Source organism: Stutzerimonas kunmingensis, from assembly GCF_002929225.1.
Taxonomy (GTDB): domain Bacteria; phylum Pseudomonadota; class Gammaproteobacteria; order Pseudomonadales; family Pseudomonadaceae; genus Stutzerimonas.
On the sequence record NZ_PISM01000004.1, the window covers coordinates 114,210 to 129,865 of the forward strand.

The 15,656-nt window shown below is 66.0% G+C and carries 13 protein-coding genes and 1 pseudogene; 5 read left to right on the forward strand and 9 right to left on the reverse strand.

Going from position 1 to position 15,656, the window contains the following annotated elements:
• Positions 1 to 50 precede the first annotated feature (50 nt).
• Positions 51 to 1,064 (forward strand): alpha/beta fold hydrolase, encoded by a 1,014-nt coding sequence (locus CW305_RS01585; protein WP_104096931.1) that lies wholly within the window; start codon positions 51 to 53, stop codon positions 1,062 to 1,064.
• Positions 1,065 to 1,070: 6 nt separating this feature from the next.
• Here the strand turns inward: CW305_RS01585 and CW305_RS01590 are convergent, their stop codons facing one another.
• Positions 1,071 to 2,018, reverse strand: a complete 948-nt coding sequence (locus tag CW305_RS01590; protein WP_104096932.1) for an alpha/beta hydrolase — start codon at positions 2,016 to 2,018, stop codon at positions 1,071 to 1,073.
• A 131-nt stretch (positions 2,019 to 2,149) separates the two neighbouring features.
• Positions 2,150 to 3,375 (reverse strand): annotated as a pseudogene (locus CW305_RS01595) (MFS transporter).
• 381 nt (positions 3,376 to 3,756) lie between these two features.
• Between CW305_RS01595 and CW305_RS01600 the strand changes: the two are divergent.
• Complete coding sequence (locus CW305_RS01600; RefSeq protein ID WP_104096933.1) at positions 3,757 to 5,778, forward strand: methyl-accepting chemotaxis protein; 2,022 nt, start codon at positions 3,757 to 3,759, stop codon at positions 5,776 to 5,778.
• Between the two features lie 53 nt (positions 5,779 to 5,831).
• Here CW305_RS01600 and CW305_RS01605 read toward each other — a convergent pair whose 3' ends face one another.
• The 5 genes from CW305_RS01605 to CW305_RS01625 form a co-directional block, all read right to left on the reverse strand.
• Entirely contained in the window at positions 5,832 to 6,182 is a 351-nt protein-coding gene (locus CW305_RS01605) for a DUF3147 family protein (RefSeq protein ID WP_014821149.1), read from the reverse strand.
• Positions 6,183 to 6,255: 73 nt separating this feature from the next.
• Positions 6,256 to 6,936, reverse strand: a complete 681-nt coding sequence (locus CW305_RS01610) for a transmembrane anchor protein (protein WP_104096934.1) — start codon at positions 6,934 to 6,936, stop codon at positions 6,256 to 6,258.
• Between the two features lie 12 nt (positions 6,937 to 6,948).
• The gene (locus CW305_RS01615; protein ID WP_104096935.1) at positions 6,949 to 7,680 is read right to left on the reverse strand and encodes a HupE/UreJ family protein; all 732 of its coding nucleotides are present in this window, start codon (positions 7,678 to 7,680) and stop codon (positions 6,949 to 6,951) included.
• Between the two features lie 58 nt (positions 7,681 to 7,738).
• Positions 7,739 to 8,095, reverse strand: coding sequence for a hypothetical protein (locus CW305_RS01620; protein ID WP_104096936.1), 357 nt, complete (start codon positions 8,093 to 8,095; stop codon positions 7,739 to 7,741).
• A gap of 212 nt (positions 8,096 to 8,307) precedes the next feature.
• Positions 8,308 to 10,155, reverse strand: coding sequence for an SLC13 family permease (locus CW305_RS01625; RefSeq protein WP_104096937.1), 1,848 nt, complete (start codon positions 10,153 to 10,155; stop codon positions 8,308 to 8,310).
• Positions 10,156 to 10,384: 229 nt separating this feature from the next.
• On the opposite strand from CW305_RS01625, the gene CW305_RS01630 reads away from it, so the two are divergent.
• Positions 10,385 to 11,341 carry an alpha/beta hydrolase family protein gene (locus CW305_RS01630; RefSeq protein WP_104096938.1) on the forward strand — a complete coding sequence of 319 codons (957 nt, stop codon included), beginning with the start codon at positions 10,385 to 10,387 and terminating at the stop codon, positions 11,339 to 11,341.
• Positions 11,338 to 11,814, forward strand: a complete 477-nt coding sequence (locus CW305_RS01635) for a GreA/GreB family elongation factor (RefSeq protein WP_023444431.1) — start codon at positions 11,338 to 11,340, stop codon at positions 11,812 to 11,814. The genes CW305_RS01630 and CW305_RS01635 overlap by 4 nt, the downstream gene beginning before the upstream one ends.
• Before the next feature lie 108 nt (positions 11,815 to 11,922).
• Here CW305_RS01635 and CW305_RS01640 read toward each other — a convergent pair whose 3' ends face one another.
• Positions 11,923 to 13,863, reverse strand: coding sequence for a DNA topoisomerase III (locus CW305_RS01640; RefSeq protein ID WP_104096939.1), 1,941 nt, complete (start codon positions 13,861 to 13,863; stop codon positions 11,923 to 11,925).
• A gap of 188 nt (positions 13,864 to 14,051) precedes the next feature.
• On the opposite strand from CW305_RS01640, the gene CW305_RS01645 reads away from it, so the two are divergent.
• Entirely contained in the window at positions 14,052 to 14,264 is a 213-nt protein-coding gene (locus CW305_RS01645) for a DUF3079 domain-containing protein (protein ID WP_003300856.1), read from the forward strand.
• Between the two features lie 19 nt (positions 14,265 to 14,283).
• Here the strand turns inward: CW305_RS01645 and CW305_RS01650 are convergent, their stop codons facing one another.
• On the reverse strand, positions 14,284 to 15,513 hold the full coding sequence (locus tag CW305_RS01650; RefSeq protein ID WP_042926552.1) for a dicarboxylate/amino acid:cation symporter: 1,230 nt from the start codon (positions 15,511 to 15,513) through the stop codon (positions 14,284 to 14,286).
• Positions 15,514 to 15,656: the final 143 nt, after the last annotated feature.

The following is a 15,656-nucleotide window of genomic DNA, read 5'->3' on the forward strand; positions in this document are numbered from 1 at the left end:
TGCATTCCTATGTACGGAGTTTCCCGATTCGTACCGAACAGGAGTCGCGCGTGAAAACAGCCGTGTCCGCCCTGGCGCTTGCCGCCGGTCTAACCCTGAGCCTGCCGCTGCTGGCCGAAAGCCGAACCGCCTACGGCCCGCAGCTGGAAGGCTTCAGCTATCCGCACCCGCTCAAGCACTACCGTTTCGAGTCCCAGGGCAAGGCGCTGGAAATGGCCTTCATGGACGTCGAGCCGCAGGGCAAGGCGAACGGCCGCACGGCGCTGTTGCTGCATGGCAAGAACTTCTGCGGGGCGACCTGGGAGCGCACCATCGAGGTGCTCAGCCAGGCCGGTTACCGGGTCATCGCTCCCGATCAGGTCGGTTTCTGCAGCTCGAGCAAGCCCGAGGGTTACCAGTTCAGCTTCTCCCAGCTGGCGCACAACACCCAGGCGCTGCTGGAGCAGGAAGACATCGAGCAGGTCACTGTGATCGGCCATTCCATGGGTGGCATGCTGGCGGCGCGACTGGCGCTGAACTACCCACAGCGAGTCGAGCAGCTGGTGCTGGTCAACCCCATCGGTCTGGAAGACTGGCAGGCTGAAGGCGTGCCGTACGCCTCGATCGATCAGCTCTACCAGTCGGAACTCAAGACCGACTTCGACAGCATCAAGGCCTACCAGCAGAAGTTCTACTACAACGGCAGCTGGAAGCCGGAGTACGAGCGTTGGGTCGGCATGCTCGCCGGAATGTATGCCGGGGACGGCAAGGAACAGGTCGCCTGGAACCAGGCACAGACCTCGGAGATGGTCTTCACCCAGCCGGTGATCCATGAGTTTTCGCGGATCAGGACGCCGACCTTGCTGCTGATCGGCGGGCTGGATCGTACCGCGCCGGGCGCCAACCGTGCGCCGGAGGATGTCGCCAAGCGCCTGGGCAACTATCCCGAGCTGGGTCGCCAGGCTGCCGCGATGATTCCGGATGCGACGCTGGTGGCCTTCCCTGATCTTGGGCATTCACCTCAGGTCGAGGCACCAGAAGAATTCCACCGTGCGCTGCTCGAGAGGCTGGAGGCGCAGCGCTAATACGTGTCAGCCGCGCTCCGCTGCTTTCACCAGGGGCGGCTGCGCGGCACCCAGGCGTTGCCCGCCCGATTCCAGCAGCGCCTGCAGCGCCCGGCCATAGGCGCCGAGCGCCACGCGCAGGCTGTTGTTGTGGGTGGCGCCCTCGACCAGCAGCAATTGCTTGGGTTGGCGCGCAGCCTGATACAGCTGCTCGCTGAAGCGCGGCGGCACATAGCGGTCATCAGTGCCGTGCACCACCAGCAGTGGCATGCCGATCTGGTCGATCTTCTCCAGCGAATCGAACTTCTGCGACAGCAGCCAGCGCACCGGCAGCGTGGTGTCGGACACGGCTGTCGCCACGTCGGCCAGCGAGGTGAAGGTCGACTCGATGATCAGCGCGCGCGCCCCGGCCGGTACGCTGTCGCGCTCGGCCTGCTGCCCGAGTTCGGCGGCCAGGTCGACAGCCACCGCGCCGCCGAGGGAATGCCCGTAGATGAAGCGCTTGCCGGCGTCCGGCTGCAGCGTCTTCAGGCGCTCCCAGCCGATGCGCGCGTCGGCATAGACGCTGCGTTCCGACGGCAGGTCGCCAAGGCTCTGGCCGAAGCCGCGGTAGTCGATGGCCAGCACCGAGAAGCCCAGCGCGCGCAGCTGTTCCAGACGAAAAAGGTGGCCGGTGAGGTTCCAGCGCGCGCCGTGCAGGTAGAGCAGGGCGGGCGCATCGGCGTTGGCGGCCGGCCACCACCAGGCATGAATGTTCTGCTCGTCACCGAACGCGGAATCGGTCAGCTGCAGCTCCTCTACGCCACGCGGCAGGCCGCTGAACCAGGACGCGGTGCCCGGTTCGATACGGAACACCAGCTCGCGCTCTTTCTGTTCGAGCACCGAACAGCCGACCGGAAGACCGACGGTGAACAGGGTAATCAGCAGCAGGCAGAGCCGCCGGGCTTTGCTGCGGAACAGGAAGAAATGCTGCAAGGTCAGGGTCTCGAAATCGGGAATCGTAGATAGGACCCGCTTGCCGAATGATCTGCAAGGCGGGCCATCGCTTCACTGATTACTGCATGTTGCGCGCCATTGTCGTCACGAGCGGACGGCCGGCTTCGGCCTCAGGAGCAGCAGGTCGCCTGCCCGGCATCGGCGTCCTGTACCGCGCGCTCGATCTTCCAGGCCCAGGCGAACACCAGCAGACCGCCAACGGCGGTAGCCGCGCCGATATAGCCGGTGGATGTCCAGCCGAAACCGGCGGTGATCGCCAGCCCGCCCAGCCACGGACCAAGGGCGTTGGCGATGTTGAAGGCGGCATGATTGGACGCCGCGGCGAGGGTCTGCGCATCCGCGGCGACATCCATCAGGTGGGTCTGCAGCGCGGGCGACAGCGACACCATGGTGCCCACCGCGAATACCGCCGGAAAGATCGTCCACACCGAGTGCGCTGCCAGCGGGAATACCAGCAGCACAGCGCGCTCCACAGTAGCAGCCAGGCGACCGCTTTGAAGCGCAGCCGATCGAACAGCCAGCCGCCGACCAGATTGCCGACGATGCCGCCAAGGCCGAACGCGGCGAGGGCAAACGGAATCCAGCCGGCGCTAACGCCGGTGACGTTCAGCAACGTCGGCGCCATGTAGCTGAACACACAGAACATGCCGGCGAAGCCGATCGAGCTGATCGCCAGCGCCAGCCAGACCTGTGGCCGATTGAAGGCGCGGATTTCGTGCAGCGGGCTGTTGCGCGGTTCGTTGCGGTTCGCCGGCAGGAACAGCGCCACCAGCAGCACCGTCAGCAGGGCGATGGCACCGACCAGGGCGAACGCATAGCGCCAGCTCGCCCATTGCCCGAGCCAGGTGGCCAGCGGGTTGCCGATCAGGATTGCCACGGTCAGCCCCATCAGCACGCGGGCGACGGCCTGGGCGCGTTTGTCCGGCGGCACCATGGAAGCAGCCACCAGCATCGCCACGCCGAAATAGGCACCGTGGGGCAGGCCGGTGACGAAGCGAAAGATCATCAGCGTCGAGTAATCCGGCGCCAGGGCGCTGGCGAAGTTGCCCAAGGCGAAGAAACCCATCAGCAACAGCAGAAGGTGCCGGCGGAACAGCCGTGAGCCGAGGATCGCCAGTAACGGTGCGCCCACCACCACGCCCAGGGCGTAGGTGCTGATCACGTTGCCGACCTGGGGTTCGCTGATGCCCAGCCCCTCGGCCACGTCAGGCATCAGGCCCATGATGGCGAACTCACCGGTGCCGATGGCGAAGCCACCCATGGCCAGCGCCAGCTCGAGCAGCAGCACGGCGCGGGCGGAAAGGGGCGGAGTCGCTGCGGTGGCTGGCGCCGTCATGGTTACCTCGTTGCGTCGAAAAGGGGCGGCATTATTCACGCTGGTTCGCGCAGGTAAAGCCCTACCGCCAAAGAAGGAGATGCACTGGGTGTTTGGGAGTGCGTCGGCGCGCCGGAGTTCGCCCGGCGCGGACGGAAATTCACGGGGCCTGCCGCAGCCAACAGGCCCATCCGGATGGATGGTCGACTGGCGCCGCTTTCCTGGCTCTCGTTCTTGATCGTGGTCACGGTGACCGCCCGGTCGGCTCCGTATTTTGCGCGGCAACTCCCGCGCGCTCGGTTGCCACCCTCAGTCTGGCTTTAGCCAGGCGCCGCGTCCGGAGTGCCACGACGTCGAGCGGCGCCGTGCAGTGCCACGTCACGTCACGTCAGGACATGTCCCATGAAATTGCTGTTTTCCCCCGCCGAACTGTTGATGAACCGGCTCAGCTATCCGATCAAATTCGGTGTGCTGGGGCTGCTGGTCTTCCTTGCCTTCGCCAGCCTGATGCTGACCCTCGCCGGCCAGCTCAACCGCACCATCGAGCGAGCGGAGAGCGAGCTGGTCGCCACAGCGCTGGCGCGCCCCTGGTCGAGCCTGATTGAGCTGACCCAGCAGCATCGCGGCGTGTCCGCCATGCTGCTCGGCGGCAACACGGACATGGCGGATCGGCGCTCCGCCCTGCAAACCCGTGTCGATACCGCACTGGTCGAGATGAGCCAGGCACTGGCCGAGGACAAGCGCGGCACGCGCGAGTGGCAGGCGATCGGTCGAGACTGGGATGGCATCAAGCGGGCCGTGCAGAGCTGGTCCCAGCCGCAAAGCTATGACGCGCACACCGCGCTGATCGCCCAACTACTGGACTTCCAGACCCAGGTGGCGGACGCCTACGGGCTGACCTTCGATCCCGAGCCGCAGACCTATTACCTGATGACCACCGCGGTTAGCCGCATGCCGTTTCTGATCGAGCGGCTGGGCCGCCTGCGCGGTAGTGCGTCGGCGATACTGGCCAGGGGCGAGATGAGCGAGCCGCAACGCACTGCGCTGATTGTGCTGACCGAGCAAATCAAGTCGGCGACCCAGGACATGGAGCGCAGTATCGACAAGGTGGTTGCCGAGCGGCCGGAACTCCAGCCGCCGTTGAGCCGCGCCGTCGCCACCATGCGCGAACGTGGCCAGGTGATCGATGCGGTGGTGCAGGACATGGTGGTGCGTGCTGACTTCAGCAGCACCTCGTCAGCGCAGTTCTTCGACATGACCACCGAGGCGATCAGCATCGGCTATGCGCAGATGCGCGACGTGCTGCTGCCAAGCCTGGACGGCCTGCTCGAACAGCGTATCGAGGACGCCCGACAGGTGCTGCTCGGCAACCTGACCGTGCTGCTGGTGGTGCTGGCGGTGATCGGCTATCTCTCGGTGGGTGCCTATCTGTCGGTGATGGCCAGCATCCGCAGCCTGCGCGCCGGCAGCGGGCGGCTCGCCGCTGGCGATCTGACAACCCATATCGATCTGGCTGCGCGCGACGAGCTGCGCTTCGTCGCCGGCAGCTTCAACGACATGGCTGACGCCATGCGCGGGCTGATCGGCAGCATCAAGAACAACTCCGACCATGTCGCCGACTCGGCGCGCAGCCTGGTTACCGCCTCGGGGCAGATCCATGTCGCCTCGCAGTGCCAGAGCGACGCCGCATCGAGCATGGCGGCGGCGGTCGAAGAAATGACCGTCGGCATCGAGAGCATCGCGCGCAACGCGGGCGAGGCCGATGCACTGGCGCATCGCTCTGGCGAACTGTCGCGTCAGGGCGGTGAGATCGTCGCCGCGGTGGTCGATGAAATCAGCCAGATCGCCGTATCGGTGGGCGACTCGGCGCGTACTGTGGCCGAGCTGGGCGAACGCTCCGGGCAGATATCGGCCATCGTCGGGGTGATCGGTGACATCGCCGCACAGACCAATCTGCTGGCGCTGAATGCGGCGATCGAAGCGGCGCGGGCCGGTGACCAGGGGCGCGGCTTCGCCGTGGTGGCCGATGAGGTGCGCAAGCTGGCCGAGCGTACCGCCAATTCCACCAAGGAGATCGCGCAGATGGTTGCGGCCATCCAGCAAGGCACAGAGGGCGCGGTACATGGCATGGAGCAGGGTGTGGTGCGAGTCAATGAGGGCGTCGCACGCGCGCAGCGGGCCGGCGAGGCCATGGGTGGCATTCGCGAGGCGGCCAATCAGGTGCTGTCCACCGTGGCGGAGATCTCCAATGCCTTGCGCGAGCAGAGCGCGGCGTCCGCCGAGATCGCCCAGCAGGTGACCACCATTGCGCGCATGGCCGAGGAGAACGGTGAGGCGGTAGGCAGCAATCACCACACTGCCAGCCGCCTCAGCGACCTTGCTGGCACCCTGCTGGACAACGTCAGCCGCTTCAAGGCGAGTTGAGCACGTGTGCAGCGACGGCGCCACGTGGCGCCGTCGGCCTTAACGCCAGGCGGTCACAGCAGCTCTATGCCGAAGGGGCGCATGAGCAGCGCGAACAGCCCGAAACAGACGACCGTGATGCCTGCGCTGGCCAGCAGTGCCAGCCAGAACCCCAGCCGTGGCAGCAGCAGCGGAAACGCCAGGAACATCGGCAGGGTCGGTAGGACATACCAGAAGGTATGCCAGGCGTGGTTGGCGATTTTCTCCGGCGATTGCTTCTCCAGGTACAGCCAGATCAGCGTGAGGAGGGTGATGAGCGGCAGCGCGGCAATGAAGCCGCCGAGCTTGTCGCTACGCTTGGCCACCTCCGATACCAGCACGACCATGGCAGCGGTCAGCGCGTATTTGGTGATGATCCAGGACATGGGTTTCTCCCGTACGAGCCGCAGCCCTGGCCGAGTTTGGCCAGTGCTGCGGTGGTTACGCCGAAAACGAAACTCAGAACACCTGTTCGATGGTGATGTATTCGCCATCGGTGCGCAGGGTGAGTTTCACCGTCTCGTTGGTGCGGTTTCGCCAGAACCAGCCGTGCTTGCCGTCGAACGCGGCGACCAGTTCACCCTGCAGCTCAGGCGCATTCTTGCCCTTGCCATAGCCATGGTAGAAGCCCTTCGGTGCCTTGTAGGGATCGCCGTGGGTGTCGTAGTTGAGGCGCCCGCCATTGGCCGTCCAGTGGAAGTTCGCCTTGGCGCCTTCCTTCATTTCCAGCTTGATCTCGGTGGCCTGGTTGGGCTTGAGTGTCAGGTTCACCTCGTGCTGCTGGGTGGCGACTTTTGGTGGCTCCGGTTGCGCAGGCGTTGGCGCCGCCGCCGGGGCTGGCTCGGCCTGTGCCGCCACCGGTTCATCCTTGTCCGGCGTAGTTGCGGCAGGTTCGGCTGGAGCGGCTTCGGCCGGCGGCTGCGCTTCGGTCGCGGCTTCCTCGGCCAGGGTCTGCTTCAGTTCGCCCATCTGGGTCAGGCCCAGCAGTCGGCCGGCACCGGTCGGATCGATGGCGTACTCGGCGGGCATCACCACGGTTACCAGCAGCACGCCGGCGGCGATCAGGGCGATGAGGGTGGAGCGCAGCAGCTGGCCGCTGCTGGGCAGCTCGCTCAGGTCGGGATGTTGGTTGTTGTACATGGGGCAAATTCCTTACGAAGACAGGGCCAGGCCGGTGAGCTGGTAGCCCATCAGCAGGAAACCGGCGCTCATCATGGCGACGTTGGCGGTGTAGGCGTGGCGCCAGAAGCCGGCGGTGCGCCGCCAGTAGCCCATGGCAATGAGGATGGCGCTCAGCGCCAGCAGCTGGCCGACCTCGACGCCGACGTTGAAGGCGATCAGGTTGGCGATCAGGCCATCGGCGGCAATCTCGTATTCGAGAATCTTGGTCGCCAGGCCGAAGCCATGGATCAGGCCGAACACCAGCGTCGCGGCGCGGGTATCGGGCTGATAGCCGAACCAGCGTTGAAAGGCGCCGAGGTTGTCCAGTGCCTTGTAGACGACCGAGAAACCGATGATGGCGTCGATCAGATAGGCGCTGACGCTGATCTCCATCAGCACGCCGAGCAGCAGGGTGACCGAGTGGCCCACTGCGAACAGGGTGACGTAGAGCCCGACGTCCTTGAGTCGGTAGAGGAAGAAGATCACCCCGAAGAGGAACAGCAGGTGGTCGTAGCCGGTGATCATGTGCTTGGCGCCCATGTAAATGAACGGCAGCAGCATCACGCCGGAGCTTTCCTGGATGAAGCCCTTGTCGCCTTCGGCCACACCATGGGCGAGTGCGTCGGGCACGAGGAAGAACAGCAGCATGCCGAAAACCGGCAGCAGCGAGTGGCGCAGGCGTGCGTAAAACGCAGCGAGCCCGCGCAGGGATTGCGAATGCATGGAATGGTCCTGAGCTGGTGAATAGAGGTCGCCTGAGGCGACCGCGGTCGCAGCAGGATCAGGCGCGAGGTGGACGCTCGATGCGTGACACCGGCCCTTCTGGCAGCGCGCGCCGTGGCCAGGCTGGCAGGTCGGTGCGCTCGGGCTGCGCAGACAGGCTGAGCAGAAGCATGGGATGGGGTGTTTCGTGGATGTGATCGCCAAGCACATGCACGTGTTGCAGCTGGCACAGCGTGCAGTTGCCGGGCCGCCATTCATGGCTGGGAGCGTGATGATGGTGATCGTCGTGCCAGTGGGCGCCAGCACCATGCTGAGCCGCGCCGTTCAGCCACGACAGCGCATGGCCGCCCCAGCCCATCAGCATGGCGATGAGCAGTGCGGATACCAGCGGGGTCTTGAGGCGTTGGCGGATCATCAGCGATCTCGTGTTGCAGGCGTCGCACGCAAAGCAGGGTATGCCGTTTCGCCTGACACCGCGCGCTGCGCATCGTCAGGTCGACGCGATTCTGGCAGCCATCGTCGGATCTGTCTGCGTGTACTGCCATTGCTCAATGGGCTAATTTTCCTTCCGCCTTGGTAGTAGTCGGAGCGCCCGCGGACGCTGGGCACCGGTGCCACTGTGGCTGCTCATAGCGGCCAGATCCAGAGAATCGCCGGTACGGCGCAGAGCACCACCAGAATCGACAGCGGCAGGCCCAGCCGCCAGTAGTCGCCGAAGCGGTAGCCGCCCGGTGCCATCACCAGCGTGTTTGACTGATGCCCGATGGGCGTCAGGAAGGCACAGGAGGCACCGATCGCCACGGCCATCAGGAACGGATCAGCCGAGACGTCCATCCCACGTGCCAGGCTGATCGCCACGGGTGCGGCGAGCACTGCCGCCGCGGCGTTGTTGACCACGTTGGAGATCAGCATCACTGCCACCATCAGCAGCGCCAGTGTCGCCGCCGCTGGCAACGACTGGCCCAGTCCCAGCAGGGTTTCGGCAATCAGCTGCGAGCCTCCGCTGCTTTCCAGCGCCTCACCGACCGGTAACATCGCCGCGACCAGCACGATGACCGGCATGTCGATGCTGTCGTAGATGCCGCCCACGGGAATCAGCCCGACCAGGATCATCACCAGCGCGCCGGTGACCAGCGCGGTGGCTGCCGGCACCAGGCCGAAGGCAATACAGGCCAGCGTGATGGCGAAGATGGCACTGGCCAGCAGCACGTTACGCGGTGTGGTGATGCTCAGCCCGCGGGACGCCAGCGGCAGGCATCCCAGGCTGTTCAGGCTCGACTGCAGCGCGTCCTCGCGGGCTTGCAACAGCAGGATGTCGCCGCTAGCAAAGCGAATCTTGCCGAGGCGCTGGCGCAGCCGCTGCCCCTGGCGGGCTACGGCCAGCACGTTGACGCCGTGGCGCTCGCGCAGGTCGAGGCCGCTGGCGGTCGTGCCCACCAGTATCGAGCCGGGGGAGACGATGGCTTCGGCCAGGGTCAGCTCACCGTGCCGGCTCTTGTGATTCTTCTCGGTCTTCTCGTCCTCGACCGCCTGCTCGGCGGCCTCCTGCTCTTTCTGTGCTTTCTCCTCCTGCTCGTCGACATGGGCCGCCAGCGCAACGCCGGTGACGTCGAGCAGCGCCTTGAGGCTGTCCGAGTCGGCCTCCACCAGCAGGATGTCGCCCTCGCGCAGCACCTCGTAGGTCGAGGGCATGCGCTGACGCTCATCGCCGCGCACCAGGGCGATCACCTGCACATCGGCTTCGTCCTCCACCGCATTGATCAGCGCGTGCAGCGTGCGTCCGGCGTATTTGCAGCTTTCCGGTACCCGCACTTCGGTGAGGTAGGCGCTGATCTCGAACAAATCGCCGTTGCCTTCCTGTTCCTGTCGCCGCGGCACCAGCCGCCAGCCGAGCAGGGCGATAAACAGCACGCCGGCGACGGTCACCGCAGCGCCCACCGGGAGAAAGGCGAACATGCCGAACGGTGCCTCGCCAGCCTCGGCGCGATAACCGGCGATGATCAGGTTCGGCGGGGTGCCGATCAGCGTCAGAGTGCCGCCGAGCAACGAGCCGAACGCCAGTGGCATCAGCAGATACGACGGTGAGCGCCCGCTCTGGCGCGACATCCAGATCGCCACCGGCATGAACAGCGCCAGCGCGCCGACGTTGTTCATGAAGCCCGAGCTGAGCGCGACGATTCCGGTCAGTGCGGCGACCTGCGCCCATGGGCGTTCGCCGACCTGCATCAGCCGCCGTGCTACGGAATCCACCACGCCGGCGTTGAGCAGGCCGCGGCTGAGGACCAGCACCGCGGCCACCGAGATCACGGCGGGATGGCCGATGCCGGAGAACACCTCGTCCGCCGGCACGACGCCGGTCAGTGCGCAGGCGAGCAGCGCGCCGAGGGCGACCAGGTCGTAGCGCCAGCGATTCCAGACGAACAGCACCAGCGTTGCCGCCAGTACGCCAAAGACGATCAGCTGTTCGCCGGTCATGAACTTTTCTCCAAGCCGCCAGGAACCCGCAGCGCGTCGGCGCCTTGGTTCGGGGCGGTAATGCCAGTGGAAACCAGGATGAGGTATTGCGCTGCAGGCCACCAGGCTGCAGTGGTAATGCGGCTGTCATAAACAGACTGCGGTCGCTGCGCAAAGGTGCCGGCAGGTTATGGCAAAAATGTGCGCTGCGGGGCAAGGTGGCGGCACAACAATTCGAAAGGTCCTTGCCATGCCCGAGTCCGTTGCCCTGCACTGCACTGATGGTTTCACCCTCGCCGCGCAGCTGTGGCGGCCGGCAGGCGCCGAGCGCGGCGCGGTGATCATCAGCTGCGCCACCGGGGTGCTTTCGCGCTATTACGCACGCTACGCGAGCTTTCTCACTGAGCACGGTTTTACTGCACTGACCTACGACTTTCGCGGCATCGGCGGCTCACGACCGCAGCGCCTGCGCGGCATGCAGATGCGCTGGCGCGACTGGGGCGAGTATGACTTCGATGCCGCGGTGCGCTATATGCGTGAGCGTGATCCGCACGGGCTGCTGGTTGCAGTGGGGCATAGCGCCGGTGGCTTCATGCCGGGCTTTGCCGAAGCCGCCAGCGGGGTGGACCGCTACCTCAACGTGGCCGGGCAGTACGCCTACTGGCGCGACTACGCCGCTGATCAGCGCCTGCGTATGTACGCCAAATGGCACCTGTTCATGCCCGCGGTTACCCGGCTGTCTGGCTATTTTCCCGGCCGGCGCTTCGGCTGGCTGGAGGATCTGCCGGCGGGCGTCGCGCTGGAATGGTCCCGGCGCGGCGCGCGCCTGGAAGACAGCTACCCGCCTGACGAACACGAACTGCTGTTTAGCCGCTTCGCCGCGATTCGCGCGCCGATCCTCGCGGTCAGCACCAGTGACGACGAGTTCGCCACGCCGGCCGCCATGCGCCGCGGGCTGGGCTACTTTCGCAACAGTCCGCGCCAGCTGGTGCAGCTCAACCCGCGTGCGCTGGGCTTCGAGCGCATCGGCCATTTCGGCCTGTTCCATGATCGGCATCGCAACGGTTTCTGGCGCGAGACGCTGGAGTGGATCGCCGAGGGCCGCAATCCCTGGCTGGCCGATGCGGTCATCGAGGCGGGTGCAGCGCCGAACAGCGACGCAGCCATTCCCTTCGGCGCGCCGTCGGGCTATAAGCCTGGCCCATGAACAAGACCGCCCTTCAGCAGCAGATCATCGCCACCCTCGAAGCCGACCGCGAGGTCGCCAGGACCGTGCTCGCCGCGACCCACGAGGCCGCCACCCATGCCGAGAGCAAGGCCGAGAACAAGTACGACACCCGTGGCCTGGAAGCGGCCTACCTCGCCGACGGGCAAAGACGACGTCTGCACGAGATCGAGACAGCGCTGGCCGCCTACCGCAACCTGCATCCGACCATCGGCTCGGACGAGTACGTGCGGGTCGGAGCGCTGCTTTGCCTGGAGCACGATGGCGTCGAACGCTGGTTCTTCCTCGGCCCGGATGCCGCGGGGCTGAAATTGCAGCATGAAGGCCGGGAGATTCTGGTGATCTCGCCGCGTTCGCCGCTGGGGCACGGGCTGCTGGGGCGCCGGATCGGTGACGAAGTGGAGCTGCGGGTCAACGGCCAGCCGCAGTGCTACGAGGTGCTGGAGATTCACTAGGGCAGCTGCTTGTTTCGGGCTGGTCTGGGGTAGGCGCGATTCGCGGTCAAGAACGCTCCCACGCTGCGCCTACCGAGTCTGGAAACGTAACCACCCGCTAGCTGTGGCTCAGTCTGCGGTTGCCGGCTTGCGTCGGCGAGCCAGTTTGCGTGGTGCGGCGCTGCGTTTCTTCTTCCATGGTTTTCCGCCGCGGCCGGTGGCCATCGGCGGGCCGCTGATGGTCATGCGCAGCCCGGCGCAGCGTTCGACCAGCTTGCTCATCCACGCCGACTGTTTGGCGACGAATTCTTCCAGCGGCATCTCGCCGCTCTGCACCATGTCCAGCGCCTGCTCCCAGATCGCCGTAGTCCCGGGATCGGCGATCGGCCGCGGCACGGCATCGATCAGGCTGAACGCCGCTGGTGTCGCCGCCAGCGCCTTGCCCTGGCGAACCAGATAGCCGCGGTCGAGCAGGCCCTGGATGATGCCCGCGCGGGTCGCCTCGGTGCCGATGCCGGTGGTGTCCTTGAGTTTCTGTTTCAGCCGCGGGTCGTCCACCAGCTTGGCGACGTTCTTCATGGCCTTGATCAGGTCGCCTTCGGTAAAGGGCTTAGGCGGCTGGGTCTGCTGGTCCTTGAGGTTGATCTCGCCCACCGCGTAATCCTGGTCCTGCTGCAATGCCGGCAGGCTTTGCGGTGCTGGCGCTTCGCGACTCCCGCGTGTCGGTGCCAGTGCTTCGGGCATGGCGCGTTTCCAGCCCGGTTCAACGATGCGCTTGCCCACCGCCCGCAGCGCCTGGCCGGCGCAGTCGAAGTCAGCCTGGGTGCGGTCGTACTCGTGGTTGGGCAGGAACTGCGCCAGGTAGCGCGCGCGGATCAACTCATACACCGCGCGCGGGCGCCCGGCCAGGCGTTCCAGACCACGCGTCGCGGCGGTGGGGATGATGCCGTGGTGGGCGCCGACCTTGGCGTCGTTCCAGGCCCGCGAGCGGCGCGACAGGTCCAGATGCGGCTGCAGCGCCGCGAGCGTCGGGTCGGCTTGAGTCAGCGCAGCGACGATGGCCCGCGCCTCGCCGTGCTGGCTCAGCGGCAGGTAGCCGCAATCGCTGCGCGGGTAGGTGATCAGCTTGTGGGTTTCGTACAGCGCCTGGGCGATGTCGAGGGTTTCCTGGGCACCGAGCCCGAGCTTCTTCGAGCAGACTTCCTGCAGCGTGCCGAGATCGAACGGCAAGGGTGCGGCCTCGCGCTGGCGCTCGGTCTTGAGCTTCAGCAGACGGGCGCTGGCGGCGTTGCGCATGGCGTCCGCAGCCTGCTGCGCACGAGCCTGATCGAGGCAGCGGCCCTGGTCATCGCAATGGTCGTCAGGCGCCTGCCACTGCGCGGTGAACGCGGTGCCATCGGCGAGCAGCTGCACGTCGATGGCCCAGAACGGCACCGGTATGAAGTCGGCAATGCTGCGGTCGCGGTCCACTACCAGACGCAGCGTTGGCGTCTGCACCCGGCCCACCGGCAGCACGCCCTGGTAGCCGGACTGGCGGCCGAGCAGGGTGAACAGCCGGCTCATGTTCATGCCGATCAGCCAGTCGGCACGCGAGCGGCCGAGGGCGGCATGGTAGAGATTGAAAGTCTCGGCGCCGGGCTTGAGCGCGGCCAGCGCCTTGCGGATCGAGGCATCGTCCAGGGCCGACAGCCACAGCCGGCGGATCGGCCCGCGATAGCGGCAATGCTCGACCAGCTCGCGGGCGATCATCTCGCCTTCGCGGTCGGCGTCGGTGGCGATCACCAGTTCGCTGCATTCGCCGAGCAGGCGCTTGACCGCCTTGAACTGGCTGGCGGTCTTCGGCTTGACCAGCATCTTCCAGCGCGCCGGCACGATCGGCAGGTCGGCCAGCACCCAGCGCTTGTAGCGCGGGTCATAGGCATCCGGCGGGGCGGTTTCCAGCAGATGGCCGATGCACCAGGTCACCGTCACCCCGGCGCCCTGCAGGCAACCGTCGCCACGCCGGTTGGCGCCGAGCACCTTGGCGATGTCGCGGGCCTGGGAAGGTTTTTCGCAGAGATAGAGTTGCATGGAGGCTGTGACGGCAGCGGTCGATGGCGCGAAGCATGTGCACAAACGGCGCTTCAGGCAATCTTTATCTGTATGTGCATACAGTTGTTGTGCGCCGATACCGGTCGTTCTTGAGCATGATCAAGTCTGGCGGCGGCGAGGAGGCTTAGCCTGTGGCCACTGCAACAACGCCAGAAAAGGCACGCGCAATGGCCAAGAAATTTCCCCTCGAACCTTCCCACCCCGAACGTGTGTGCTGGGGCTGCGACCGCTATTGCCCGGCAACTTCGATGGCCTGCGGCAACGGCGCGGGCCGCACCCAGCATCCGGCGGAAATGTTCGGTGAGGACTGGTATCTGGACGAATGCTGGGGCATCGACCCGGAGCTGATCGCCAAGACCCGCAAGGAGTCGTCGAGCTGATGTTGCGCGGAGTCCTGCGCTAGGCGCGGTCGGCGAAACGCTGCACCACCACACTGCCAATGATGTCGCCCTCGACGTTGACTGCCGTGCGCACCGTGTCCAGCAAGCGGTCGATCGGCAGCAGGATCGCCACCGCCTCGGCCGGCAGGCCGACCGCCTGCAACACCATCACCATGGTCACCATGCCGGCGCTGGGAATCCCCGGCGCGCCGGTCGAGGCGATCATCGCCGTGAAGAACACCACCGCCTGCTGCGCCAGGCTCAACTCGATACCCATCAGGTTGGCGACGAACAGCGCAGCTGCCGCTTCGTAGAGTGCTGTGCCGTCCATGTTCATGGTCGCGCCCAGCGGCAGCACGAAGCCGGCGATGCCCGGGCGCACCTTGAGGTTGTCCTCCGCGCAACGCAGGGAGATCGGCAATGTCGCCGCACTGGAGCTGGTGGCAAACGCCGTGATCAGCGCCTCGCGGGTTCCACGGAAAAACCACAGCGGCGATTTGCCGGTCGTGAGGAAGAGAATGCCTGGCAGCACCACGATGCCGTGAAACAGCGTGGTGGCGAACACCAGCACGATGAAGCCGCCGACGGCGCTGAGCAGCGCCACATCCTGCTCGGCCACCAGCTTGATCAGCAGCGCGAGGATGCCCAGCGGCGCCAGGCGCATGATCCAGCTGATGATGCGCATCATCAGCTCGAGAAATTCCTGCAGCACCACGAGGATATTGCGGTAGCGGTCGCCCCCGGCCACCAGCGCGATGCCGATGAACATGGCGAACACCACGACGGCCAGGATGCTGCCGTTGGCCAGCGCGGCGAAGGGGTTCTGGAACAGGTTGGCGAAGAAGTGCAGGAAGAACTCCGGCAGCGTCAGCTGACGCGCCTCGAAGTCGTTCATCGCCTCGGCGAACAGATCCAGCGACAGCCCCGCGCCCGGCTTGAAGATGTTCGCCGCGACCAGCGCCACCAGCATCGCCGCACTGGTTGTGAGGGTGAAGTAGACCAGGGCGCCGCCCCACACCCGGTGCACCTGATGGTGCGCCTGCAGATTGGCCACGCCGACCACGATGGAGGTGAAGATCAGCGGGATCAGCACCATCTTCAGCAGGCCGATGAAGATGCTCCCGGCCAGGGTGCTTGCATAGAGCACGCCCTCGCGTACGGGCGCGTCGGTCGGCAGTGTGCCGGTCAGCCAGCCGATGGCCACGCCCAGGCAGGCCGCGACAAGAATCTGCAGGTTGAGACTGGGCAAAGGGGTGGCTCCTCGGATCGGTAGCGGTGGCGCTAAGCAAAAGAATGAACGCGGCGGCAAAAGTTCGCATCGCGCGGGGCGCAATCATACAGACGCAACGCAACCGACGTGCCAATGACCTGGCGTCGGCCGGCCGCTGACAA

Excerpts from the sequence above, each read along its gene's own strand:
- CW305_RS01600 (WP_104096933.1), top strand. The coding sequence starts at position 3,757 with ATGAAATTGCTGTTTTCCCCCGCCGAACTGTTGATGAACCGGCTCAGC.
- CW305_RS01625 (WP_104096937.1), bottom strand. The coding sequence starts at position 10,155 with ATGACCGGCGAACAGCTGATCGTCTTTGGCGTACTGGCGGCAACGCTG.
- CW305_RS01630 (WP_104096938.1), top strand. The coding sequence starts at position 10,385 with ATGCCCGAGTCCGTTGCCCTGCACTGCACTGATGGTTTCACCCTCGCC.
- CW305_RS01620 (WP_104096936.1), bottom strand. The coding sequence starts at position 8,095 with ATGATCCGCCAACGCCTCAAGACCCCGCTGGTATCCGCACTGCTCATC.
- CW305_RS01640 (WP_104096939.1), bottom strand. The coding sequence starts at position 13,863 with ATGCAACTCTATCTCTGCGAAAAACCTTCCCAGGCCCGCGACATCGCC.
- CW305_RS01610 (WP_104096934.1), bottom strand. The coding sequence starts at position 6,936 with ATGTACAACAACCAACATCCCGACCTGAGCGAGCTGCCCAGCAGCGGC.
- CW305_RS01645 (WP_003300856.1), top strand. The coding sequence starts at position 14,052 with ATGGCCAAGAAATTTCCCCTCGAACCTTCCCACCCCGAACGTGTGTGC.
- CW305_RS01605 (WP_014821149.1), bottom strand. The coding sequence starts at position 6,182 with ATGTCCTGGATCATCACCAAATACGCGCTGACCGCTGCCATGGTCGTG.
- CW305_RS01615 (WP_104096935.1), bottom strand. The coding sequence starts at position 7,680 with ATGCATTCGCAATCCCTGCGCGGGCTCGCTGCGTTTTACGCACGCCTG.
- CW305_RS01635 (WP_023444431.1), top strand. The coding sequence starts at position 11,338 with ATGAACAAGACCGCCCTTCAGCAGCAGATCATCGCCACCCTCGAAGCC.